At 54.6% G+C, this 25318-nt stretch carries 23 protein-coding genes; 9 read left to right on the top strand and 14 right to left on the bottom strand.

What is annotated here, in order from left to right; all coding sequences use genetic code 11:
* Positions 1–6: 6 nt before the first annotated feature.
* From nqrE to nqrM, 3 genes are read left to right on the top strand one after another with little or no spacing between them, the layout of a single operon-like run.
* Complete coding sequence (gene nqrE / locus PGR79_RS08435; protein WP_015368115.1) at positions 7–603, top strand: NADH:ubiquinone reductase (Na(+)-transporting) subunit E; 597 nt, start codon at positions 7–9, stop codon at positions 601–603.
* A 12-nt stretch (positions 604–615) separates the two neighbouring features.
* On the top strand, positions 616–1839 hold the full coding sequence (gene nqrF, locus PGR79_RS08440; protein ID WP_087859105.1) for an NADH:ubiquinone reductase (Na(+)-transporting) subunit F: 1224 nt from the start codon (positions 616–618) through the stop codon (positions 1837–1839).
* 2 nt (positions 1840–1841) lie between these two features.
* Positions 1842–2057: a (Na+)-NQR maturation NqrM gene (gene nqrM, locus PGR79_RS08445; RefSeq protein ID WP_015368113.1), complete on the top strand. Its 216-nt coding sequence runs from the start codon at positions 1842–1844 to the stop codon at positions 2055–2057.
* 55 nt (positions 2058–2112) lie between these two features.
* On the opposite strand, the gene PGR79_RS08450 is transcribed toward nqrM, so the two are convergent.
* Positions 2113–2973 (bottom strand): glycerophosphodiester phosphodiesterase family protein, encoded by an 861-nt coding sequence (locus PGR79_RS08450; RefSeq protein ID WP_308958711.1) that lies wholly within the window; start codon positions 2971–2973, stop codon positions 2113–2115.
* A gap of 159 nt (positions 2974–3132) precedes the next feature.
* Here PGR79_RS08450 and dinB point away from each other — a divergent pair, with 159 nt between their 5' ends.
* Positions 3133–4188 (top strand): DNA polymerase IV, encoded by a 1056-nt coding sequence (gene dinB / locus PGR79_RS08455; protein ID WP_113374927.1) that lies wholly within the window; start codon positions 3133–3135, stop codon positions 4186–4188.
* A 2-nt stretch (positions 4189–4190) separates the two neighbouring features.
* Positions 4191–4652, top strand: a complete 462-nt coding sequence (locus PGR79_RS08460) for a GNAT family N-acetyltransferase (RefSeq protein ID WP_430921444.1) — start codon at positions 4191–4193, stop codon at positions 4650–4652.
* Between the two features lie 248 nt (positions 4653–4900).
* Here PGR79_RS08460 and pepD read toward each other — a convergent pair whose 3' ends face one another.
* Entirely contained in the window at positions 4901–6358 is a 1458-nt protein-coding gene (pepD, locus tag PGR79_RS08465) for a cytosol nonspecific dipeptidase (protein ID WP_113374929.1), read from the bottom strand.
* Between the two features lie 257 nt (positions 6359–6615).
* On the opposite strand from pepD, the gene gpt reads away from it, so the two are divergent.
* The 4 genes from gpt (at position 6616) to PGR79_RS08485 (ending at position 11556) form a co-directional block, all read left to right on the top strand.
* On the top strand, positions 6616–7074 hold the full coding sequence (gene gpt, locus PGR79_RS08470) for a xanthine phosphoribosyltransferase (protein ID WP_002889733.1): 459 nt from the start codon (positions 6616–6618) through the stop codon (positions 7072–7074).
* A gap of 107 nt (positions 7075–7181) precedes the next feature.
* Positions 7182–8426 (top strand): esterase FrsA, encoded by a 1245-nt coding sequence (gene frsA, locus PGR79_RS08475; RefSeq protein WP_113374930.1) that lies wholly within the window; start codon positions 7182–7184, stop codon positions 8424–8426.
* Between the two features lie 57 nt (positions 8427–8483).
* A complete protein-coding gene (gene crl / locus PGR79_RS08480; RefSeq protein WP_015368042.1) occupies positions 8484–8882 on the top strand; it encodes a sigma factor-binding protein Crl in 399 nt (132 codons plus the stop codon).
* 409 nt (positions 8883–9291) lie between these two features.
* The gene (locus PGR79_RS08485) at positions 9292–11556 is read left to right on the top strand and encodes an FdhF/YdeP family oxidoreductase (protein ID WP_113374931.1); all 2265 of its coding nucleotides are present in this window, start codon (positions 9292–9294) and stop codon (positions 11554–11556) included.
* Positions 11557–11601: 45 nt separating this feature from the next.
* Here PGR79_RS08485 and PGR79_RS08490 read toward each other — a convergent pair whose 3' ends face one another.
* The 12 genes from PGR79_RS08490 to PGR79_RS08545 are packed head-to-tail and all read right to left on the bottom strand — an operon-like array spanning position 11602 to position 25190.
* Complete coding sequence (locus PGR79_RS08490; protein WP_113374932.1) at positions 11602–12105, bottom strand: serine acetyltransferase; 504 nt, start codon at positions 12103–12105, stop codon at positions 11602–11604.
* Between the two features lie 11 nt (positions 12106–12116).
* Entirely contained in the window at positions 12117–13532 is a 1416-nt protein-coding gene (locus PGR79_RS08495) for a DUF4832 domain-containing protein (protein ID WP_113374933.1), read from the bottom strand.
* A gap of 7 nt (positions 13533–13539) precedes the next feature.
* Positions 13540–13953, bottom strand: coding sequence for a hypothetical protein (locus tag PGR79_RS08500; protein WP_015704480.1), 414 nt, complete (start codon positions 13951–13953; stop codon positions 13540–13542).
* A gap of 11 nt (positions 13954–13964) precedes the next feature.
* Positions 13965–15065, bottom strand: coding sequence for a glycosyltransferase family 4 protein (locus tag PGR79_RS08505; protein WP_113374934.1), 1101 nt, complete (start codon positions 15063–15065; stop codon positions 13965–13967).
* Positions 15062–16276 carry a glycosyltransferase family 4 protein gene (locus PGR79_RS08510; RefSeq protein ID WP_113374935.1) on the bottom strand — a complete coding sequence of 405 codons (1215 nt, stop codon included), beginning with the start codon at positions 16274–16276 and terminating at the stop codon, positions 15062–15064. Before PGR79_RS08510 ends, PGR79_RS08505 begins: the two co-directional genes overlap by 4 nt.
* Positions 16257–17282 (bottom strand): glycosyltransferase, encoded by a 1026-nt coding sequence (locus PGR79_RS08515; RefSeq protein WP_430921447.1) that lies wholly within the window; start codon positions 17280–17282, stop codon positions 16257–16259. Before PGR79_RS08515 ends, PGR79_RS08510 begins: the two co-directional genes overlap by 20 nt.
* The gene (locus PGR79_RS08520; protein ID WP_430921449.1) at positions 17275–18657 is read right to left on the bottom strand and encodes a capsular biosynthesis protein; all 1383 of its coding nucleotides are present in this window, start codon (positions 18655–18657) and stop codon (positions 17275–17277) included. The genes PGR79_RS08515 and PGR79_RS08520 overlap by 8 nt, the downstream gene beginning before the upstream one ends.
* Positions 18648–19865 (bottom strand): lipopolysaccharide biosynthesis protein, encoded by a 1218-nt coding sequence (locus PGR79_RS08525; protein ID WP_430921451.1) that lies wholly within the window; start codon positions 19863–19865, stop codon positions 18648–18650. The genes PGR79_RS08520 and PGR79_RS08525 overlap by 10 nt, the downstream gene beginning before the upstream one ends.
* A gap of 5 nt (positions 19866–19870) precedes the next feature.
* Positions 19871–21958, bottom strand: coding sequence for a GumC family protein (locus PGR79_RS08530; protein WP_430921453.1), 2088 nt, complete (start codon positions 21956–21958; stop codon positions 19871–19873).
* A gap of 1 nt (position 21959) precedes the next feature.
* Positions 21960–22514, bottom strand: a complete 555-nt coding sequence (locus PGR79_RS08535; protein ID WP_015368052.1) for a polysaccharide biosynthesis/export family protein — start codon at positions 22512–22514, stop codon at positions 21960–21962.
* Complete coding sequence (locus tag PGR79_RS08540) at positions 22511–23797, bottom strand: outer membrane beta-barrel protein (protein WP_430921455.1); 1287 nt, start codon at positions 23795–23797, stop codon at positions 22511–22513. The genes PGR79_RS08535 and PGR79_RS08540 overlap by 4 nt, the downstream gene beginning before the upstream one ends.
* Positions 23787–25190, bottom strand: coding sequence for an undecaprenyl-phosphate glucose phosphotransferase (locus tag PGR79_RS08545; protein ID WP_087859120.1), 1404 nt, complete (start codon positions 25188–25190; stop codon positions 23787–23789). The genes PGR79_RS08540 and PGR79_RS08545 overlap by 11 nt, the downstream gene beginning before the upstream one ends.
* Positions 25191–25318: the final 128 nt, after the last annotated feature.

Genomic DNA, 25318 nt, shown 5'->3' on the forward strand with positions numbered 1-25318 from the left:
CCGATTATGGCTCATTACATTAGCCTGTTTGTCCGCGCGGTGTTCGTTGAGAACATGGCGCTGGCCTTTTTCCTCGGGATGTGTACCTTCCTCGCGGTGTCGAAAAAGGTTTCCACCGCGTTTGGCCTCGGCGTTGCGGTCACGGTGGTGCTGGGTCTTGCCGTACCGATCAACAATCTGGTCTATAACCTGGTGCTGCGCGACGGCGCATTGATGGAAGGCGTAGACCTCAGCTTCCTTAACTTCATCACCTTTATTGGGGTGATTGCGGCGCTGGTGCAAATACTTGAGATGATTCTCGATAAGTACTTCCCGGCACTCTATAACGCGTTAGGGATCTTCCTGCCGCTTATCGCCGTTAACTGCGCTATTTTCGGCGGCGTGTCGTTTATGGTGCAGCGCGATTACAACTTCCCGGAATCTATTGTCTACGGCTTTGGTTCCGGCATTGGCTGGATGCTGGCGATTGTCGCGATGGCGGGGATCCGCGAAAAAATGAAGTACGCCAACGTGCCCGCCGGTCTGCGCGGGTTAGGGATCACCTTTATCACCACCGGACTGATGGCGCTCGGCTTTATGTCATTCTCCGGTGTGCAGCTATAAGGGCGGAAAAGTATGGAAATTATTCTTGGCGTGGTGATGTTCACGCTGATCGTGCTGGTCCTGTCGGGGCTTATCCTGGTGGCGCGCTCGAAGCTGGTGAACGCGGGCGACGTGGTTATTGAAATCAATAACGAAGCGGATAAACAGATCCGCACCCCGGCGGGTGACAAACTGCTGAACACGCTCTCCAGCAACGGTATCTTCGTCTCTTCCGCCTGCGGCGGCGGCGGCTCCTGCGGCCAGTGCCGGGTGACCATCAAAGAAGGCGGCGGCGATATTCTGCCGACCGAGCTTTCGCATATCACCAAACGCGAAGCCAAAGAAGGGTGCCGCCTGGCCTGCCAGGTGGCGGTGAAGCAGAATATGAAAATTGAGCTGCCGGAAGAGATTTTCGGCGTGAAAAAATGGGAGTGCGAGGTTATCTCTAACGATAACAAAGCGACCTTCATTAAAGAGCTCAAATTACGGGTGCCGGATGGTGAAGCGGTGCCGTTCCGCGCCGGCGGTTATATTCAGATCGAATGCCCGTCGCATAAAGTGGCCTATGCCGACTTTGATATTCCCGATGAATATCGCTCAGACTGGGACAAGTTCAACCTGTTCCGCTATGTCTCTGAGGTGAAAGAGCCGACCCTACGCGCCTACTCGATGGCTAACTACCCGGAAGAGGAGGGCATCATTATGCTCAACGTGCGTATCGCCACGCCGCCGCCGAAGGTACCGGATGCGCCGCCGGGGATTATGTCGTCCTATATCTGGTCGCTGAAGCCTGGCGATAAGGTGACGATTTCCGGGCCGTTTGGCGAGTTCTTTGCCAAAGAGACCGACGCCGAGATGGTGTTTATCGGCGGTGGCGCGGGAATGGCGCCGATGCGTTCGCACATCTTTGACCAGCTTAAGCGCCTGCACAGCAAGCGTAAAATCAGCTTCTGGTACGGGGCGCGTTCGCTGCGTGAAATGTTCTATGACGATGAGTTTGAACAGCTGGCGCGCGAAAACCCCAATTTTACCTTCCACGTCGCGCTCTCCGATCCGCTGCCGGAAGATAACTGGACCGGGCATACGGGCTTTATCCATAATGTTCTGTATGAAAACTATCTGCGCGACCATCCGGCGCCGGAAGATTGCGAGTTCTATATGTGCGGGCCGCCGGTGATGAACGCCGCGGTGATTAAAATGCTCAAAGACCTGGGCGTTGAAGATGAGAACATCATGCTCGACGACTTTGGAGGCTGATGATGTGGACGGTATTTGTCGCGACCTTTGTGATTTTTGCGCTGGTGATCCTTGGCATGTCCCTGGGCTACCTGGTGAAGCGTAAGAGTATTCAAGGCAGCTGCGGCGGGATCTCCTCGCTGGGGCTGGAGAAAGTCTGCGACTGTCCGGAACCGTGCGACGCGCGTAAGAAACGTCTCGCCCGCGAGGCGCAGCGCCAGCAGCAGCGCATTCTCTAATGCGCCGACGGCGCTACGCTTGCGTTTTCAGGCCGCTTTCGCGGCCTTTTTTATCTTACTGCCAGCTTTTCGCCTGCGCCGGAGAGTCCACCATCACGCCGTCGGCGCCCAGCTCTTTCGCCGTACGATAATCTTCCGCGCTATTGATACCGAAGAAAATGATGTGGGCCTTACCCTGCGAGCGGAAGCAATCCATCGCCTCTTTATCCCAGGTGAGCGTCGCCGGAGAAACGCCTTCACCGAGGGTAAACTTCTCGACTACCTCCACCTTGCGCTTCAGCTCCAGCCCGTACCACTTATCGCCATCGCGCTGGCTGTCTTGCTGACACTGGTGGCTGAGCGAAACGTTTGCAAGCCTGGTTCGGGTTTCGCTGCGGCTAACAAAGCGTGGGATTGGTTGCGGCAGAGCGGCGATATAGCGGTCTTCGGTGGAATAAACCCGCACCCGCTCGAGGCTATGGGTATTTTTTAACACCTCCAGCAGGCGTTCGCCCATCACCGCCGGATCGGCATCCGGTGATTTTATATCGATGTAGAAGAAGGTCTGCGGCCACTGCTGCAGCACGCTTTGTAAGGTCGGGATCGTGGCCTGCTTGCCGCGCCACGGATGGCTGTCATCGCCCCATTTCCAGCCGGCATCGACTTTTGCCAGCTCGGCGGCGGTTAAGCTTGAGACCTTGCCCTCGGCGTTGGTCAGGGCGGAGAGATCGCTTGAGCGATAGAGCACCGGTACGCCGTCGCGGCTTAGCTGTACCGTAATCCAGATGGCCTGCGCGTGGTTTTCCAGCGCCAGCTTGATGGCCGGTAGGGTGTTTTCCGGCGCATCGCCGGTGCCGCCGCGGTGGGCAATCAGCTGCGGGTTGGCGAAAGCGCTGCCGGTTGCCAGCAGGCAGAGTACCGTGAGTATTTTCTTCATGATTGTATCTTCCTGATTCATTATTTAAATGCATGAAAATAAACGTGATTTATTTCACTTTTATGTTGTAACAGCTTTTTTGGCGGTTGAATTAAAAAAAGAATAAAATTCGCACGTAGTTTTGCTATGCTGTATGGGTATACAGTGTTGGGCAAGGCGATGCGTAAAATTATCCATGTCGATATGGACTGCTTCTTCGCAGCGGTGGAAATGCGTGACAACCCGGCGTTGCGCGATATCCCCATTGCAATCGGCGGCAGTCGGGTACAACGTGGCGTGATTAGTACCGCGAACTATCCTGCGCGTAAGTTTGGCGTGCGCAGCGCGATGCCGACGGCGACGGCGCTTAAACTGTGTCCGCACCTCACGCTGCTGCCGGGGCGCTTTGATGCCTACAAAGAAGCCTCGAACCACATCCGCGAAATTTTCTCCCGCTATACCTCGTTAATCGAGCCGCTGTCGCTGGATGAAGCCTACCTTGACGTGAGCGACAGCGTACACTGCCACGGCTCTGCCACGCTGATGGCCCAGGAGATCCGCCAGACCATCGAGCGTGAACTGAATCTCACCGCTTCAGCGGGCGTGGCGCCGGTAAAATTCCTCGCTAAAATTGCCTCAGATATGAACAAGCCGAATGGCCAGTTCGTCATTGCCCCGCATCAGGTGGCGGAATTTGTGCGGTCTCTGCCGCTGGCGAAAATCCCAGGCGTCGGGAAGGTGTCGGCGGCGAAGCTGGAAAATATGGGGCTGCGTACCTGTGGCGACGTGCAGAACAGCGATCTGGCGATGCTGCTTAAACGCTTTGGTAAGTTTGGCCGTATCCTGTGGGAGCGCAGCCACGGCATTGACGAGCGCGAAATCCATAACGATCGTCAGCGTAAATCGGTCGGCGTCGAGCGCACTCTGGCGGAAGATATTCACGAGTGGTCAGACTGCGAAGCGATTATCGAAAATCTCTATCCCGAGCTCGAACGCCGTCTGGCGAAGGTAAAACCGGATCTACTGATCGCCCGGCAAGGTATCAAACTGAAGTTTAACGATTTTCAGCTCACCACTCAGGAGCACGTCTGGCCGCGGTTAAACAAAGAGGATTTAATCGCGATCGCACGCAACGCCTGGCTTGAACGTCGGGGCAGCCGCGGCGTGCGGCTGGTGGGGTTACACGTGACGCTGCTCGACCCACAACTCGAAAGACAACTGGTACTTGGACTATAACGATGTTAACGATCAGGTCGTATCTAGAAGATGATTTTCCGGCGCTGTGCGCCATTTTTTTGCGCGCGGTTAAAGAGACCGCCAGCCGGGATTATTCTCCCGCGCAAATTGCCGCCTGGGCGCAGGTTGATGAATCCCGCTGGCGGCAGAAACTTGCTCATTCGCAAGTGCTGGTGGCGGTTATTGATAATCAGCCGGTTGGATTTATCACTGCCGTTAATGATTATATCGACCTTTTATTCGTCTCGCCGGATTATACCTGCCGGGGAATAGGCCATGCGCTCATCGGGGCGGTCTGCGCCAGCCATCCGGGAAAGGTACTGTCGGTCGATGCGAGTATAACGGCACGATCCAGTTTTCTTCGTCAGGGATTCCGTGTCGTCGCTGAGCAGCGAGTAGAATCGCGTGGAGAGTGGTTCACCAACTATCGAATGGAAAAACGCGGTTCGGGGAAGGCTGAATAGATACTGTTATCGGTTTGCGATTTCTTTAGCTTGAGAAAAGCTTTTATCTTATAAAGCTGAGAGTCTGTTGTGGTCCAGTCGCCGCCAGGAATTTTCCCGGAGGCGGCGCGTTGCGCCTTATCCGGGCTACCAAACTGCACATTACTGTAGTCGGCGTAGGTCGGGTAAGGCGTTAGCCGCCACCCGACAATACAGGTCATAACCGGGCCGGAGAGACAACCGGCGGCATGGCGCCGCCGGTGTAGGGCTTACTTAGCCGGAATCGCTTTCAGCAGTTCGGTCAGCAGCGTCCAGTACTGGCCGACGCTCTCGATATGAACCTGCTCATCCGGGGAGTGCGGGCCGGTAATGGTTGGGCCGATGGAAACCATGTCCATGTCCGGATACGGTTTTTTGAACAGACCGCATTCCAGGCCAGCGTGGATAATCTGAATGTTCGGCGTCTTGTTGAACAGACGCTGATAGGTCTCGCGCACCAGGTGCATAACCGGGGAATTGGCATCCGGCTGCCAGCCTGGGTAAGCGCCTTTGGCTTCGGTTTTCGCCCCCGCCAGTTTGCCCAGCGAATCCAGCATGCTGACGACGTAGTCTTTACCGCTGTCGATCAGCGAGCGAATCAGGCAGTGGATCTGCACGTTGTCGTCGGTCATGGTCACGACGCCGACGTTCAGCGAGGTTTCAACCACGCCTTTGGCGACGTCAGAGTTGCGGATCACGCCGTTCGGCGTCGCGTTCAGCAGGCGCACGAAACCGTCGCGGGAAGCCTGAGTCAGCGCCGCTTTATCGTTCGCGACCGCTTCCAGCAGGACGACCAGATTCTTCTCTTTGGCCGCCAGTTCGTTTTTCAGGATCTCCTGGTAAGTATTCACCAGTGCTTTCAGCGCATCCGCTTTATCCGCGGCGACGGCGACGGTCGCGAAGGCTTCACGCGGGATGGCGTTACGCAGCGTACCGCCGTTGAAATCCACCAGACGCAGATCCAGTTCATCGGCATGGCCCGCCAGGAAGCGCGCCAGCAGCTTGTTAGCGTTGCCCAGACCGACGTGGATTTCACCGCCGGAGTGGCCGCCTTTTAAGCCTTTCAGGGTCAGTTTAAAGCTCTGGAAACCGGCAGGAATCGCTTCGCGAGTCAGCGCCAGGTTAGAGGTGAAATCGATACCGCCGGCGCAACCCATGTAGATTTCGCCTTCTTCTTCCGAATCGGTATTGATCAGGATATCCGCCTGCAGCCAGTTGGCCTGCAGACCGAACGCGCCATCCATGCCGGCTTCTTCGGTCATGGTCAGCAGCACTTCCAGCGGGCCGTGGGCAACGCTATCGTCGGCCAGCACCGCTAGCGCGGAGGCCATACCGATGCCGTTATCCGCGCCCAGGGTGGTGCCGCGCGCTTTAACCCACTCGCCGTCGATATACGGCTGAATCGGGTCTTTGGTGAAGTCGTGCACGGTATCGTTATTTTTCTGCGGCACCATATCGAGGTGCGCCTGCAGAACTACCGGCTTGCGGTTTTCCATACCGGCAGTCGCGCCTTTACGAATCAGAATGTTGCCAACCTGGTCGCGTTCCGCGTGTAAGCCTTTCTCTTTTGCCCAACCCATGATGTGCTCGGCGAGCTGTTCTTCGTGATAGGACGGGTGCGGGATGGAGCAAATTTTGGCAAAAATATCCCAAAGCGGTTGCGGGGATAATTGAGACAATTCAGACACGATGAGTCTCCTTACAGTCACCTGCAAAAGTCGTTTACAGGTCGAGGGTTAGCAATAAGATTCACTACAAGCTCGGGCTTGCGCGATGTGGTTGAGAATACCACTTTCCGCGCGCTCTGCTAGTGTAAAGCACGCAAAAAGCGTTGCTGGAGGCGCTTAATACTGGTTTTTAGTGCGTCAGGTCTCTATAATCTCGCGCAACCATTTTCCCCCTCGAACAATATTTAAGCCGTTATACACAGGCTGGGACAATTCACATGAGCGAAAAATACGTCGTCACCTGGGACATGTTGCAGATTCACGCCCGCAAACTGGCAAGCCGTCTGCTGCCGGTTGAACAATGGAAAGGCATCATTGCCGTTAGCCGTGGCGGTCTGGTACCGGGAGCTTTACTGGCGCGTGAACTGGGTATTCGTCATGTTGATACCGTATGTATCTCTAGCTACGATCACGACAACCAGCGCGAACTGAAAGTACTGAAGCGCGCTGAAGGCGATGGCGAAGGTTTCATCGTTATTGATGACCTGGTCGATACCGGCGGCACCGCTGTCGCTATCCGCGAAATGTATCCTAAAGCGCACTTTGTCACCATTTTCGCCAAGCCGGCGGGCCGTCCGCTGGTTGATGATTATGTGGTTGATATCCCGCAGGATACCTGGATTGAACAGCCGTGGGATATGGGCGTCGTCTTCGTACCGCCAATCGCTGGCCGTTAATTCCCGCCAATAGTGAATAATTACCACGCCCGGTTATGCCGGGCGTGGTTTTTTTTACCCTGACGCGGGTTACAATAGCGCAAGCAGCAACATGATGGAGGCGGCACATGTCACAGGCTAACCTTAGCGAAACGTTGTTTAAACCCCGATTCAAATACCCGGAAACCTCAACGCTGGTCCGTCGGTTTTCATCCGGCCAGCATCAGGACATGCAGACCGCGTTGAGCGGTAATCACGTCGATCACTGGTATCGCTTAATCAATCGCCTGATGTGGATCTGGCGCGGCGTCTCGCCGCAAGAGATATGGGATGTCCAGGCGCGCATCGTGATGAGCGATGCCGAGCGCTCCGACCCGGAACTCTACGATACGGTGATTGGCTATCGCGGCGGCAACTGGGTGTATGAGTGGACTAAACAAGCGATGATGTGGCAGCAAAAAGCGACTCAGGAAGCCGATCCTCTGCAGAGCGGTCGCCACTGGCTGCACGCCTCCAACCTCTATAGCATCGCCGCCTACCCGCATATTAAGGGCGATGGGCTAGCCGATCAGGCGCAGACGCTGGCCAATCGGGCCTATGAAGAGGCGGCGCAACGTCTGCCGGGCGAGCTGCGTGAACTGGAGTTCGCTATCCCCGGCGGCGCGCCGGTGACGGGCTTCCTGCATATGCCGAAAGGCGAAGGCCCGTTCCCGACGGTGCTGATGTGCGGCGGTCTGGATTCGCTGCAAACCGATTATTACAGCCTGTATGAGAAGTATTTTGCCCCGCTGGGTATCGCCATGCTGACGCTGGACATGCCGTCCATCGGTTTCTCAACCAAGTGGACGCTGAGCCAGGACACCAGCATGCTGCATCAGTACGTGCTGCAGCATCTGCAGAATGTCCCCTGGGTTGACCATACCCGGGTGGCGGCATTTGGTTTCCGCTTCGGCGCCAATATTGCGGTTCGTCTGGGGTATCTGGAATCGCAGCGGCTGAAGGCGGTGGCCTGTCTGGGGCCGGTGGTGCATAACCTGCTGGTGGATCCGCAGCTGATGGCGCGGGTGCCTGAGATGTTCCTCGATGTGCTGGCATCGCGTCTTGGCATGCACGATGCTTCCGACGAAGCGCTGCGCGTCGAGCTCAACCGTTATTCATTAAAAACTCAGGGCTTGCTGGGCCGCCGTTGCCCTACGCCGATGCTCTCCGGCTACTGGAAAGACGATCCCTTTAGCCCCGAAGAGGAGTCGCGGTTAATCACCTCGTCTTCGGCGGATGGCAAGCTGCTGGAGATACCGTTTAAGCCGGTTTACCGTAATTTCGATCACGCATTGCGTCAGATTGCCCGCTGGATCAATCATAGATTTGGTTAATATATTGCTAAATTTTATTGGTTTGGTAAAACAGTTGCATCACTAAAGGAGATCGCAATGACGTTACCGAGTGGACACCTGAAAAGTAAGCTGATTAAAAAATTCACGGCGCTAGGCCCCTATATCCGTGAAGGGCAGTGTGAAGAGAACCGCTTTTTTTTCGACTGCCTGGCAGTTTGCGTCAACGTTAAACCAGCGCCGGAGAAGCGGGAATTCTGGGGCTGGTGGATGGAAATGGAAGCACAGGAATCTCGTTTCACTTATAGCTACCAGTTCGGCCTGTTTGATAAAGAGGGTGACTGGCAAGCGGTCGACATCGACGATCCTGAAGTTCGTGAAAGACTCGAAAAAACGCTGCGTGAGTTCCACGAGCGCGCTGCGGCGCTGCTGGCAACGTTCAACCTGAAGCTCGAACCGGCTGACGATTTCAGCGAACCGGTTCGCCTGCGCGCGTAATTTCTCCCCGGTGCCTGTTACCGCAGGCACCCCCCGAAAAAATCGATACCAATTGTAAATAACCGACGCACCAATCCGCCTCTCGTTATACGAGGCGGCAATATAGTAGGTAGTTAAACGAAAATATTATTTACCCCTTCCTGGGGGGCTACTGCTGTGGTTTTACGTTCTGTTTACCATGTAATGATATTTGGGTGACATATTACAGCCTGAATCAATGCTTTAGATAAATATAACTATTTGTTTGTTAATGGTTAATTCGTGTTTGATTAATGCTGGGTGCTATTCGAATTATAATTCTACTTCTTTTTTATTATTTATCCGCTTACCGTTACTCCATGGTGGGAATGAGTACATCAAAAACGCTGTGTTAATAAAGAGCGATTGAAAATAACGCTGATGTATTCTGATGACTAATAATACCCGAGGCCTGAAACAATACGCCGGAGCCGCCGGCGGTTGGGGAGCCGTTAAAGCCTGTACCGCCCACGTTTTGGGGCAAAAAACGCCGCTGCGCGATACCATCGCACTATTTAAAATGAACCAGGTTAAAGGGTTTGACTGCCCTGGCTGCGCCTGGCCGGACCCGGAACACCGCTCGCCGATGGAGCTGTGCGAAAACGGCGTCAAGGCCGTGTCGTGGGAGACAACGGCAAAGAAAGCGACGCCTGAATTCTTTGCTCATCATACGCTTGCGGATCTGTGGCAGCGCAGTGATTATGAACTAGAAAATTACGGTCGTCTCACTCATCCGATGAAGTACGACATCATCAGCGATACCTATCAACCGGTCGCCTGGGAACAGGCATTTGCCGAAATCGGCGAGATCATGCGTGGTTTTGCGCCGGACGAGATGGAGTTTTATACCTCAGGGCGCACCTCCAACGAAGCGGCGTTTCTCTATCAACTGTATGCCCGGGAATATGGCAGCAACAATTTCCCTGACTGCTCCAACATGTGCCATAGTCCCACCGGAACGGGGCTTGGCTCGTCTATTGGTATTGGTAAAGGAACCGTTGAACTTAGCGATTTTGAGGCGGCCGATCTGGTGATTTGCGTGGGTCATAACCCCGGAACGAACCATCCGCGAATGCTCTCTACGCTACGGGAAGTAGCGCAGCGCGGTGGTAAAATCATCTCGGTTAACCCGCTACGCGAGCGTGGTCTGGAACGCTTTAGTTTTCCGCAGTCGCCGTCCGATATGTTGTTAGGTCAGCATACCGACCTTTCCAGCGACTATTTCCAGATCCGCGTCGGCGGCGATGCCTGGTTCTTCCGCGGAGCAATGAAAGCGCTGTTGGCCTTAGATGCGCAGCATCCGGTCATTCATCACGACTTTATTGCCGGGCACACTTCGGGCTATCCGGCGCTGTTGGCCGATCTTGAAGCGCTATCGTGGGACGATATCGAGCGTGGAGCAGGGGTTAAACGCGAAGTGGTCGAATACTTTGCCGGGATCTACAGCCGTCATCAGCGGGTGATCATTAGCTATGGTTTGGGTATCACTCAACATCGCAACGGCACGCAGAACGTACAACAACTGGTTAATCTACTGTTGATGCGCGGTAATATGGGGCGCAAAGGCGCGGGCATCTGTCCGTTGCGCGGTCACTCCAACGTGCAGGGCGACAGAAGCGTCGGCATTAACGAAGCCCCGAGTGAAGAGTTTAATCTGCGACTGGAGAGCTACTTTGGCATCAAGGCGCCGCGCCAGCATGGCCGTTCCTCGGTCGAAAGTATCAAAGCGATTGAAGATAAACGCGCGCGCGGCCTGATCTGCATGGGCGGTAATCTGGCGGTAGCGATGCCGGATCCGCTGCGTACATTCCCGGCCATGCGCCGCCTGGAACTACAGGTCCATATCGCCACCAAGCTGAATCGCTCGCATCTGTTGGCGGGCAAAGATACCTTTTTATTCCCGGCGCTTGGCCGCAGCGAACGCGATCTGCAAATCTCGGGCGTACAGTCGATCACCGTCGAAGATTCGATGAGCATGGTACATGCCTCTAGCGGTTCGCTGAAGCCTGCTTCTCCGCATTTGCTATCCGAACCGGCCATTGTCGCCGGACTGGCCCGCGCGACGCTGCCGGATAGCCCAGTCTCCTGGGAGCGGTTGACGGGTGATTACCGTCTGATCCGTGACGCGATTGAAGCGGTGATCCCGGAATTCCATCAGTTTAATGCGCGCATTGCCGCGCCGGGCGGCTTCCGCCTTGATAACCCGGCTTCGCGTGGCGAATATCGTACCGAATCGGGTAAAGCGACGTTCCATGTCTGCAATCTGACCGCCGTTGATGATGCGCTACCGGTGGATAGTCTGGTATTGACTACCATCCGCAGCCACGATCAATACAACACCACCATCTACGGCATGGATGACCGCTATCGCGGCGTAACCGGCCGCCGCGATATTATCTTCCTCAGTGAGGAAGAAGCGCGTAAGCGTCAGTTGAGGCAGGGGGATCGGGTCAATATCATGGCACTGGATGCGCGGGGCGAACCGGACGGTGAGAAAGTGCTGTTGAATCAGACGGTGTTTATCGTACCGATGGCGGCGGCCTCGGTTGCCGCTTATCTACCGGAGGCCAATATTCTGCTGTCGTTGGATGCGGTCGATAAAGAGAGCCTGACGCCGGCTTATAAGAGCGTACCGGTACTTATTCGCCGGGTCTGAGGAATAACGGAGCCAGGCTAAGGCTGGCTATCTCCGTTGCCGGTATTACGATTTCAACACTCGAAATGGCTGGCCGACCACTACCTGACCGGCGGCCAGATCTTTCGTCACCACGGTACCCGCGCCAATTTTAACATTATCACCCAACGTCACCGGGCCGATGACCACCACGTGGGCGCCGAATTCGACGTTATTGCCAATCACCGGGCTTGCCCCTTCGCGGCCTTCGCTATCCGTCAGGCTGCCGATGGTGGCTCCCTGACGCAGGGTACAGTTTTCACCGATGACGGTGCCGCGGTTGAGGACGATGCAGTGCGGATGATACAGCTTCAGCCCGTAGCCGATCCGCGTCTGCCACGGTAGTTCGACGCAAAACAGACACTCGTTAATCAGTTTATTGAGAATAACGAATGGAATGCCGAGCAGCTTGTAAAACGGGTTGCGGCTGCGATACAGCGTCGCGAGGCGATAGAGCAGAATCGCGATTTTCGCCTTCATACTGCCGGTATGTTTGATCTCGCGGCGGACCTGACTGATGGCATTAGGCATGAATTCTCCGTTTACTTAAGGGAAAAGGTGGTCAGTTGATACCAGCCGTCGGCGGTTTTGCCTTGGTTGGCCAGCAGCAGCCGCGGCTTGCCCTGGGCATCGGTAATGGCGGTCTGCAATGCGTAATCGCCTGCGGGCAGCGAGGCGGGTAGCGTGAGAGTGACAGTGCTTTGCATATCCCCCGGCAGCCAGCGGCGCACATCATCCTGGGTTTTTAACTGGGTAACCGTGGCGCCGGCGGCGTTGACCACGCGCCATTGTACCGGGTAGAACAGGTAGGCCGGAGCGACGCCATCATTACGCCAGGTGACATTGATCGCTAACGGCTTACCAGCCTTAACCGGCGTCTCGAAGGCGAGTTTGTTAACCCGGAAACGGTAGCCGATTCGCAGTAAGGCTTTATCGACAATATCGCGGTATTCCGCCGGAATCGGTCTTGATTTCAGGTTCAGGCTGCTGGCGTGTTGCTGCAGCGCCCAGTCGAAGGTAGCCTGCACCTCTTCACGCGTGTAGTGCTGCACGCTCTGCCATTCGCTCATATAGCCGCAGATCTCAAGGCTGACGGGCGCTCGTTTCCAGCTATCGACAAACCCCGGCGCGGCGGCCTGGGCGGCGGCCAGACGCTGCGGATAATCATCGCGCATATGGCTCCACTCGCTGGAGAAGTTATGCCAGTCGCCCCAGCAGTCCGCCCGCCAGCCCGCGCCGCGGCGGCTGGCCGAGGCTAGCGAATCGCCGCCGCTAATCAGCATGATTTTCGGCGTTTTCGGGAAGCTATCGAAATGCATATCAACATAGCGATTGAGCTGCTCCGGCGTGTATTTCTCCATTAACGGCGGAATGTCGCTAAAGTTGGAGTTGTGCCATTCGCCCCAGGATCCGACCATGCCGATATCGATAAAGGCCAGTTCCGGATTGCCGTCGTAGCGCTGACCAAGGGCATTCAGCAGTTTTTGCGCATAGGCGATAAACGTTGGATCGCTGAGATCCGGCACGAAGGTTTTGCCGTCGGCGACCCACTGTCCTTTGATCCCTTTAGCGATCAGCCAGTCGGGAATTTTTGAACCCGTTTGCGGCTCGTCGAGCGCCATTACCCGCAGGCCGACGTTCATGGCTGGCTGATGGCTGGCGGCGACGCTAAAAGCGTTATCGATCGGCGCGAAATTGTAGACCCCTTCCTGTGGTTCCAGCTCGCTCCAGTAGAAGCGATCGTACTCAAAACCGGTATCGGGATACTCGGCGCGGGTCGGTTTTTCACCATAGCCATCATGAAAGCTGGCGACGCCGATGCCCGGATTGGTGAGCAGACCGTCGAATGGGGGCGGGGTGATGACCGTGGTTTGCGCGCCAACGGATGCTGACGCCAGGGTGCTGGCCAGCAGCAGGGCGCGAAACAGGGGGGCTCTACGCAGAGATGATTTCGCCATACTCAATTCACTTTGTCATGTGGTCATGAAGATTAACAAACCACGTCCAGATACCGACATGGAAATTTTTAAATACATCAATGCCTAATGCTGATTTCAGCATATAGAGCGCCAGCAGGATCGACAGCAGGGCGAATACCACGCCAAGCGTAATCAGCAGCGTCGCGAAGATGCGTCCGAACAGAGTGCTTTCGCGCGAAACTTTGCGCAGATCGCGACCAAAAAGAAACACCACAAAATAGCGACGATGCAGGAACGGAAAGCTGTGGCGAAAATCGATGCGATGGCGTGACGCCAGGTTGGCGCGTACCAGCGCCTGCTCGATTCCCCGTTTCTGCTCCGCGGTTAATGAGGTTTCCACCTCCTGGTCAAGCGCGGCATAAAAGCGCTCGACTACCAGTTCAGCTGTAGATTTCGGCACGAGTAACCTGCTTACGTTAAGCGCTGATAGACTTGCGCGGTTTGCGCGGCAATTTCCGGCCAGCGGTACTTCGGCATAAACTCGCTGTAATCCGCTTTTTCACCTGCGACCCATTGCTGCAGTTTCTGCGTCAGGGCCGGAACGTTGCCGACCGGGAAGTAGTCTGCTGGCGGTAGGCCAATTTCAAGGTTGGCCGGAATGTCGCTGACTACCACCGGCAGCGACCACGACATGGCTTCCAGCAGCGCGATCGGCAATCCCTCATGATAAGAGGGCAGCACGAATAGCCCGGCCTGCGAGAACAGCGTATGCAGCGGCGCGCCGCTGATAAAGCCGGTAAGGATAACGTTTGGCGTGGCGGTCGCCTGTTGCTTCAGACGCTCGCTATATTCATCGGCGTGGTCGGCATCGCCAATGAGCACCAGCGGTACCGAACATCCGGCGGCGGCATAGGCGGCAACGAGATCGTGCAGTCCTTTCTCTTCGACAAAACGGGCCACGGCAACGATATACTGGCCCGGTTTTAGACCGTATTTATCGAGGATCTCCGCCTGCCGATCCGCAGGAGGCAGGTCGACCTGGCGCACGCCGTTGTAGATAACATGGGCGTTATGGCGGCCATGCTTGTGCTTAATCAGATTATTGATGACCTCGGAAATGACGATCACTTCATTGGCGTATTTCACCGCCCATTTTTCGCCAAGGCGCAGCATCTCTTTGGCCATCCGACCCCATTTCTGCCGATCGTAATCCGGGCCATGATGGGTAAAGACGACGCGTTTTCCCAGCAGACGCAGCAACGGCACCACCAGGCCGGGGCCGACGGCGTGAACGTGAACCACGTTGGAGCCGTCGAATAAGGTACTGAATGCCGCCAGCGTCGAGTGAATAATAGCCTCGAATTTACGGCTTTTCGGCGCCCACAGGCTCTTGAGTTTAACGCCCTGATATTCGCTGCGTCGGTAGTTCACATAGGGCGAGCGGGCGATCACGCAAACTTCCGCGCTGCCCTGGCGATAGATTTCCGGGTATAAATTCTGGCAGTGCGTTTCCACGCCGCCCTGCACATCGGGGATCCCGCGCGTGCCTAATACCGTGACGTTGATGGTCATTTTTTCTCCCCGACAAGTTGCTGATAAAGTGCCTGCAGCACCTGCATGTGGCGGGCGAGATCGTATTTTTCTTCCAGCCGCCGGCGGGCGTTAATTCCCATACTGCGGGCCAGTTCAGGGTCCGCAGCCAGTTTGTCCATCAGTTGCGCCAGCGCATCGCTATTGCCGGGCTCAACCAGATAGCCGTCGACGCCGTCACGGATCTGTTCCGGGATACCGCCAATATTGCCGCCGATCACCGGGCGGCCAAATGCCATGGCTTCGAGCACCGACATGGAGCAGTTTTCATAATATTCAGAGGGGACGACTACCGCGCGGGCCCCGCGAATGAGGTTATTCAGCTCCTCGCCGTGTTTCATATAGCCGAGGAACTGCGGGCCGCTGAAACGCGCGCGCAGGTCTGCGCCCAATGGGCCGTCGCCGACAATCTTAAGCGGCATCGCCTCCTGCATTTTTTGCTGCGCCTGCGCCAGCGTCGGTACACCTTTTTCCCGGCTCAGGCGGCCAATATAGAGAAAATAGTCGCCTGCGGTTTCGCCGGGCACGGTGTTGTTGGCATCAATACCGTTGACGATCACTTCAATGCGGGCGTCGGGCAGCTTACGCAGCAGGGTCTGGCGCATAAACTCGCTCGGGGCGATGATACAGTCGAGCATGGCGTAATTTTGGGCGAATTTCTGCCAGTAGGCTTCCAACGATAGCAGCAGGCTTTTGAAAGTATCGCCCTGCTGGCAGCGGTGACGAAAAGCGTTGATCACCGACCCGGTGAGACACTCTTCGCAGACATGACCATCGCGCAGCATGGTGTAGGAAGGGCAGACGATTTTGTAATCGTGGGCGGTGAGTACCGTTTTGCAGCCAAAGCGTTTCGCCACGCCGATAACGGCAGGCGTAAGTTGATGATAGATATTATGAAAATGAACAATATCCGGCCGCTCGCGCAACAAAAGCGTGTTGAGCTTCGCGCAGGCCTCGGCATTATAAATAAAGTCCACCCCGGCTTTGATTTTGCTCATCAGGCCGTGACTGTCGTGATAATCGACGTTATGGACGAAAAATTCCTCCCACGGCGACGGTTTATTTTCCGCGTGCTGCATGCTGAAGTCGACCACCTGGTAGCCGGCTTGCAGCATCGCGTCGCGCTCCTGAAAATAAACGGTTTCCGCGCCGCCTTTGATAAAGAAGAATTTGTTAACGAAGAGAATTTTCATTTTCAGTATCAATATGCTGTGGATTCGAGACGGTCACCGCCGGGCGTTTCATCGGATCGCGCACTGAATTAATCACCCCGCGCAGCAGCCCCGCTGAAAATAGCGATAAGTTAATCGCGCTCTGCACGCCATCGCGCAGCGATTTATTTTTAATGGCCTTCAGAGCGATAAACGCCAGCAGCGGCAGCAGGGCGATGGCGATAACCTTGCCATTGAAGGTCAGTAGACAAATCAGTAAAACCAGCAGATAGAGGGTGAAGATCAGCTCATTACGTACAATCCGCAGCGCCGCCGGGAAATGGGCTTTACCCCAGCAGTTACGGAGCAACTCGCCCGGCGCCCACAGAAAGCCGTTCTTCCAACGGTAGGCCAGCATTTTAAAGGTTGGCATGGTGTAAGAGGCGTGGCTAAAGTAGGGGGCCGCCAGGCGATGCAGCTTGTAACCTGCTGCCTGTAAACGAATACCCAGCTCCGCTTCTTCGTAGCCGTGCAGGTTGAGGTTGGTCAGATAGCCGATTTTCTCGATCGCTTCACGGCGATACAGGCCGCCGCCGCCCAGATGATCGGTGTCGCCCTGCGGATAGATCAGGTGCAGGCGCTGCTTGCGCGATTTGAACTCATAGTTAGAGGCATCATCCATCTCGACGCTGCCGGCGACTCCCGCGTACTCCGGATGTGTCTCCAGGAATTCGACCGCGGTATCCAGAAAGCCCGGCTCCAGCTCCATATCGCCATCCAGCAGCAGCAAATAATCGCCTTCGCTATACAGCCAGCCCAGCTGGTGGCCGATACCGCAGCAGCGGTCGGCGGCGTTATCCAGACACACCACCATCGCACCTTTCGCGATAGCCAGTTCGCGGGTGTTATCCGTTGATAAGCTGTCGGCGACGATGATTTGATGCGGGTACGGTTGCAGCTGTTTGCACACGCTATCGATGGTTTTTTCGATGCCCTGCGCTTCATTCAGAGTCTTGATGCTGACGGTAATTGATGGCGTTTTATTCATAGTGGGTACCGGAGTTAAGACGGACAGCGCGGTGGATGACAATCAGCGCCCCAAGGGATAACCATAATAAAAACTGTAGCATGGGAATGATCATCAGGATCTGGCTGTAGGGCAGGCTGAGCAGACAGCCAATGACAAAAACGTAGAACGCCGGCGCCGAGCTAAGGAGTTGCAGATCCTCAAGCTTGAGATCGTGGCGCGAAAAGGTCTCTTTCGGCCGCATGGCGACCAGTATTGAGGCGATGGTGCCAATGAACAGAATGATGCCGATAATCCCCACTTCCCAAAGCAGCATGCTTAAGGCGGTGGAATCGAGGATCAGGTGATACCAGGCGCCGATATATCCCGGCGAGACGGTACTGCCGCTGTTGGTGGCGTTAAGACCGTAACCAAACAGCATGCCGCCCGGGCCGAACAGTTCGTTATGCTGCAGCCAGAAGAAGAGGGTGGTAAAACGCCCCAGTTCGCCGCTTGGCATAATGTAGTTAGTATCAAAAATATAGCCCAGTGAATCGATAAATACCGATAGCGCGCTTTTGGTCGGGTCGCCGCCGAAGGCCGAGGAATAGTTGGAGGCCAACACGGTAATAGCGACAAAAATTAATAGCGCCATGCCGGCGGCGATGATCAGCAGCGATCGCAGGCTAACTTTACTCACGCCGCTTACGTAGCCGGGCAGGATCCATAGCAGGGCCAGCAGAAACGGCGATAGCAGAATGACGAATTTTACTTCCCCCACTACGCAGAGGAAGAAACCCAGCGCGATGTGGATCACCAGCGATTTAAATGTGCAGATGCCGTGCTTAAACTCCGACACTTTCATGAGCATGATCAGCAGACTGAACATCCCCATCGCCGCGGTGTTGCCGCCGCCCATCGGGTCGCCGCCGAAAGTGCCGACCACCGAGTCCCACTTCTCATCTTCGCCGCGAAACGCCACCCGTTTAGGCACCACGAAAATCACCTGATAGATAGCGACCGGGATCTGCACATAGTAGATCCAGTAGAAAAGCCGCGTCAGACGGTACAGCTGTGATTCACTAAACATGCCCAACAGCATGCAGAACATCAGCAGCGAGAGCGCCAGCTCGTTTTTAAAGCCGACGATGGCGGTGACGATCCCTGACTGCAGTACCGTTGAGACCAGCCCGAGTACGATAAAGGTCAGATACAGCGCCAGTATTAGCTTTTCCCGCCCGGTGAGCGCCAGCGGCTGCGGGCGGCTCTGCATCAGGAGCAGCACCGCCATCACCAGCACCAGAAAAAATGGCAGCCACAGCACGGCCGCGATACCGGTGAAATACTGGACCGTACCGCAGAACACCAGCGTCATCAGGGCATAGGCTTCGAGATAGCGGCCGGTGTTTAGCTGCATATTTTCTGCTCCTGCAGCGAAAGCGTTTTCGCCCGCTGATTCATTTTGAGCAAAATGAACAAGTAACGCGCGAAGGTCAGGAACGAGAAGGCCAGCAGGGCGATTTCATAACTGACGCCAAAGTACGGCAAGGCGATGAAGGCGATGACGATAATCAGCAACTGCTCAATCTGAATACGCAAAAAGTAGCGCCGGGAGCCGAAGATCAGTTCGATCACCGTCAGCGGGCTGACCGCCAGCGCGGCGAACAGATAAGGCAGCATGTAGCGCGAGGTGGGGATCGAATTCAGCCACTCCTCGCTAAAGCCAAGGCGCATCACCAGCGGATAGAAAATCCAGATACCAAGGATGCATACCGCGGCGGCGCCCAGCAGCAGCAGGCGAACCTTTTTATATTCCGGATAGTTAAAGGTGTGGTTGCGAAAATCCATCGACCATTTAGAAAAGATGGAGTTGCGCACGGCGTTACCGATAATCATCACCGGCGACAGGCAGAAACGGCTGACTACCGAAAAGTAGCCGGCGACCAGCGGCGAGAACCAGATGTTAATCAGCATGGTCGGCAGGTTATTACTGGCCATCGCCAGCACCTCGGCGCTGCCGACGCGGCTAATATGCTGCCAGTGCTCGCGTAAAAAACGCAGATTCGTGGCAATCGAAAAGTGGCGCAGCGTTAAGCTTTTGAAGTTAAACAGGCGAATCAGGCAGGCGATCAATAGCAGCAGGATCCCGACCATCCACGCCAGATAAAACAGCGTTGGGTTGGGCATCACCAGCAGCGCAATGGCCACCACCAGCGACACCGCAATGCGCTGGAAAGTCAGGAAAGGATAGTTGCCGCCGCGCAGGGAAAGGTTTTCCGCCACCAGTACCAGCGCATAGCCAAAGGTCAGCAAATAGAGAAACGCAATGTTAAGTTCGAAGATAAGCCCGGTAATGACCGCCCAGGGGAGGGCCATCAGCAGGCTCTGCAGCAGGCAGAACACCACGTTCTGCCCAAGCTCGTGATCCTCCTGACGGGGGATTAGCAACTGCGAGGCAAAGGTACAAACCTGCGCGCCGATCAGCACATTGCTGTAGATCATCGCGTAATGGCCGACCTCCGCCATCCCGTAGCGATGAGAGATAAGCCAGACCGAAAAGGCGCCGATCAGCTGTGAAAGCACCGATGAACTGGTGATGGATGAAATACTCTTAATCAGATTCATAGGCGCTATTTCGGAGCAATGAGTTCGCGCATCTGGCGCTCAAGCAGGCGTTTACCTTCCTGCGTTTCCAGATGTTCTTCGCGCACCTGGTTGAGCACGCTTGCCACCCGGCGATTGCCCGAACTCTGCAGACGTTGTTCCGCTTTGCGGATCCGCGGAGCCAGTTCACCGGCCTTAACCACCAGCAGAGTCATATCGCTTTGTGCTGCCAGCAGCAGACTATCCTGCGCCTGGTTGAGCGCCGGAGCGTCGATGATTAGCGTATCGTAAGTCTGATGCAACGTTGTCAGCAGCGCCGGCAGGCGTTCAGAGGTGAGCAACAGCAGCGAAGAGTCGTTGAGTTTGCCGCGTGGCATAAAGTCCAGTTGATCATCCAGTTTGACGACGGACTGCTCCGGCATGCACTCGCCGTTCAGCAATTGACTAAAGCCCTGTTTATGTTGCGGAAATTTGGCCGATAATCCCTGAGTGGCCAGGTAGTCGAGGTCAATCAGCAGCGTTTTACGCGATTTGCTGGCTGAGCAAGCCAGCAGTTCGGCAATAAACGAACTGCCGGAACGGGATTGCACCGAAGTCACCAGGATGGTGGCGGGTTTATCGCGCTGATTGAGCAACGCCAGCCGTAGGCTGTGGATCATATCGGCGTAGAGCACGTTATGGAAAATCTGCTGCGCATTTTCCAGATGCGTCAGGAGCGGAAATTCGCCGCTGGCCTCGAGGGCGGTTTTCGCTTTGAGCTCGCTGAGGCTATTCACCGTTTTATCCAGCGCGGTACTGACGATCAGGTACATGATATACAGCGCCAGCGCCATCATGGTAATCATCACGATTAACAGGCCGCGCTGGGGTTTAGACGGGCGGTCCGGCGGCACGGCGGCGTCGTAAATGACTTCATCCGGTACCGAGAAGGTCTCCGACAATTTCTGCTCGTTAGCGCGCTGGTACAGCGACTTATAAAGCTCTTCGGTTTTATTCAGCGCGGTGGTCATGGTGTTGTACTGGTCGCGCTTGGCGCCGAGCGCCTGGAAATCGGCCTTCTGATCGTTGAGCATTTTTTGGTAGTGCTGCTCATCGTCGAGGGCGATTTGATACTGCTGGCGCAGGCCGTTAAACAGCTCGCCCAGTACCTGGCCGAGCTGGGCATTCACCGCCTGTAGCTGCGCCTGGGCCTGCAGATATTTCGGATGCTGCGGGCCGTAGTGTTTGGCCGCTTCGGAAAGATTGCGCCGCGTCTGGATGAGCGCAATGCGTAAATCCTGCACCTGCGGATGACCGGAGATTTCCGGCAGCGAGATAATCTGTTCTACCGGTTTACCCTGCTGGCGACGGACCTTGTCCCATACCGTCTGCGCTTTCAGGCGGCGCTGGGTGGCGTCGGCCAGATGGTTAATCACAATCCCCAGCCGCTCGGTCTCATAACCATCCATGCTGCGGAAGGTTAGTAATCCGTTCTGCTTGAGGAAGTTATCGATGTCTGCCTTCTGCTGATCCATTTTGGTTTTCAGGTCGTCCATCATTTTTTCGTTCCAGCCCTGCGCCTGAAGCAAGGTATTTTGCTTCTGCTGCAGGCTGTAATCGATGAATGCCTGGGCGACGCCGTTGGCGATATCGGCGGCTTTCTGCGGTGATTTCGCTTCCATCGACACGGCAACCAGTTGGGTGGTGCGCACGCCGGAAATGGTCAGGCTTTTTTGCAGCGCCTGAATAGCATTATTAATACGCGCGGTTTCGTCGAGATTATCGCCGCCGTTAAATTCGCTATCCTGCTCCAGCTTTAATTTGCGCACCGCGGCATCGAGCACCACTCGTGACCCCATTAACGCGTACTTGGTCTCGTAGTAATCGCTGCGCGTGGAATCGTAGTTTTCCAGTCGCGGCAGAGGAGAGACGTCCTGCGACTGCGCTTTGAACAGTACGGTAGCGGTCGCCGTGTAGCTGGAAGACATAAAGCGCGTCAGAATAAATGACGCCACGGCGGCGACAATTACCACCGCCAGGCACCAGATAAGCTTGTGCTTAATTTTGTTGAAATAAGGCGTGAAGTCGATAAAGCCTTCTTTCTTTTTCGCGTTTTCGACCAGTGAAATTGCCATATCAGAAGAAACTCATGCCAATAATGATGGTATCTCCTGCCTGCACGGAGGAGTCGGCGGCGACATTTTCCAGCAGCCTTCCGCCGCGGGCCTGTCGAATTTGAATATCATGACGATCGGCGCGGTCGGTGAAACCGCCGGCCAGGGCGATGGCTTTTTCCGCCGTTAAACCCGGCTCCCAGGCATAACCATCCGGTTTTTTCACTTCGCCGAGCAGATAAACTTTGCGGTATTCGGCGATGCTCACCGTGACCATCGGCGCCTGTAGGTAGTTACCGCGCAGTTTATCGGCGATTTCATTACTCACCTGTTCAGGCGTTTTGCCTTTTAACAGCAGCGATCCGATATAGGGGTAATCAATGCTGCCGCTATTATCGATTTTTACCCGCATCGTCAGATCCTGCTCCCCGGAGACCGCAATATTGACTTCATCGCCCTGGTCCAAAAGGTAGACGGCGTCCGGCGGCGTTTTAATGGTCTGCGGCGGCGTCGAACAGCCCGCCAGCAGTAGCGCCAGCAGCGGAAGCATCACCAGTGTCCTGTTTAAAAAGGTCATAGTTGTACCTGCGTCATAAAAATAATGGCCGAATCGTCGTAGCCCAGGGTGCGGTCAACCGCATGCGAGTAGTCCGGGCCAATATAAAAAGTGTCCGTATCTTTATTTGAGTGCATGGTGTTCCATTGCAGCTTCAGCTTAAAGTTAACCGATGGTCGGAAATCATAGTTAAAGGTCAGCGACAGCAGATTAGACTTATCTTTGCGCTTATTACTCTGATGCTTATAGTCTTCAGTGATATATGAATAATCGACCAGAGTTGAGAAACGATCCACCAGCCAGTGATGTTCATAGCCGACGCCGAAATTTGACACCAGGATATAGCCGCCGGAGTCGGTGGGGTCCTTGATGCGCTGGGAACTGTGTAGGTTAACTTTCATTTGCTCCAGCGGTTTCCAGTCGGCGTTGATATCCCAGTTCAAGCCGTTAAAACCCTGTGAGTCCGGGTTATGGATAAAGTCTTTGTAGAGCCAGGCGACGTTACCGTTAATCTCCGTTTTACCCGACAGGCGATTCTTCATGCCGAACAGCAGGTAATACTCATTGCTGTCTTTTAACGGGTTCAGCTCGTAGCGGCGCTGGTTGGTGATAAAGCTATAGCGATAGCGCAGCGTTTTAGCTTTCTGGTCGAACAGTTCGGCCACCAGGCTGTTTTCATGCCACTCCTGATCGTGCATGTAATAGTTAAAGTCATCGCTGGCGTCTTTGATGCTGTCGAGGTCGCGAAAACGCAACTGTTTATGCAGTAGCGCGACTTCAACTTTACCGCGACCTTCCGGCGCGCCGTAGCTGTAACGAAGCTCGCTATTAAAGAAGCGGGTGCCGATCGGTTTGTTGATGCCAAACTCTTTAAACTGCTCGGGCAAAAAGCCTTCGGTGGTGTCGCGGCCGCGCTCTTCATGACCCAGCGTCTCATCGAGATCCAATGACAGCCCGTGCATGCTGCCAAATCGCCATTTGCCGTTAAACATAAAAAAATGGTTATTGCGATTATCCGCGCTATCGTTGCCATAGTTGCGGTAATCGCCGGAATACATCAACAGGTAGCGGTTTTCATAACGTTCGCCGATGGCTTTGACGATAGGTTTAATATTCTGGTAGCTGGAACCGATTTTATTTTGGTCGTAGCGCTGCCAGGTCACGTTGTCATCGTAACCGATGTCATAACCCAACTGGCTCTCGAAATCGATGCCGGCAACCCCGGTATGCGGTTTTGCCTGCAGGTCGGCGTGTGCGTAAGGCACAGACAGCAAACCGGCCAGAACGGCGAACCTAGAACGCATTTTTGCCAACAAAGCCCCGGAAGAAAGTCAAAAAGACGATTTTGAGATCGAGGAACAGCGACCAGGACTGGATGTAGGCCAGGTCGTACTGAATTCGCTTCTCCATTTTGTCCAGCGTATCGGTCTCGCCGCGGAAGCCGTTAATCTGCGCAAGCCCCGTGATCCCTGGTTTAACCTTATGGCGAATCATGTAGTTCTCCACCAGTACGCGATACTGCTCGTTATGCGCCACCGCGTGCGGGCGCGGACCGACGATCGACATCCGCCCCTGTAGCACGTTGAAAAACTGCGGCAGTTCATCCAGTGAGGTTTTACGCAAAAAAGCGCCGAATTTGGTGATGCGCGGATCGTTGCGGGTCGCCTGAGTGACCACGGCGCTATTTTCCATGACCCGCATGGTCCTGAATTTCCATACTTCTATTTGCTTGCCGTTGAGGCCATAACGATTCTGTTTAAATAAAATCGGCCCCGGCGAGGTGAGCTTGATACCAATCGCCACGAACAGCATCGCCGGCAGGCTAATTAAGGTAAAGAAAGAGCCGAGAATGATATCTTCAATACGCTTGATGATCGCCCCTTCGCCATCAAAAGGCGAAGTGAAGATACTGATAGTCTGCAGATTGCCGAACATGCGCAGCTGGGAAATATGCGAGCTGTAAGAGAATAGATCCGGTACCAGGAATACATCGACGGTTGTGTCAGAGAATTCATTAAGAAACTGCTTAATACGCTGCTGCGCAACCATGGGGAGCGCGATGTAAATTTCATCAACGCCGCCTGTTTTCGCCAGAGCCAGCAGATCGCGCGAGTTGCCTTTTCTTTCAATACTCATCAGTCGGCTATCGCGCTGGTTGTTGCGATCTTCAAAATAGCTGATGATGATGCCGCGCTGTGAGTACTCTTTTTGTAAAGCCTGCTCGATGGCCAGGCCCGCAGGCGTAATACCAAGAATCGCCACCCGTAACACCGAGTTAAACAGATAATGCGCGGTGATTGCCCGCACCACAAAGACAATTAAAAATATAAATATCGAACACTTAGCCAAACTGACGGCCAGCGGGATAAAATTAACTACAGATTGTGCGTTAATTAACCACTCGGCAACGACAAAAAATAAAAATGAAACAATACTACTTAGGCATACGCTTAATATAAGTGCGGCTGATTTTGTGAAATAGTGGCCTTTAAATTGTCCGGAATACAGTTGGAAATACTCATTAATTCTTATGAATACTAATGAATAGATAATGCCAACGAGCGCGGAAGCGGTAGAGGGTTCAGTGTAAAAATATTTTAAATAGATAAAAATCAAAATGTTGACGGTGAGGAAATCCAGTAGTTTTATCAACTTGCTATAACGGGAGTGATAAATTTTTATATTGTTATCTGCCATTTTTTGCTCGTTTAAAATGAGTTATTTAAACATCGTTATGCTATTTTTTTAAACTAACTGGAAAGCCTGATAATCATTCACATTTGCAATAAATGGTTATCAATCATCATTGTAGACTATGAGTTGGG

Origin of the sequence: Klebsiella sp. 141161 (assembly GCF_050600815.1) — a bacterium.
In the GTDB taxonomy this organism is placed as follows: domain Bacteria; phylum Pseudomonadota; class Gammaproteobacteria; order Enterobacterales; family Enterobacteriaceae; genus Klebsiella; species Klebsiella aerogenes.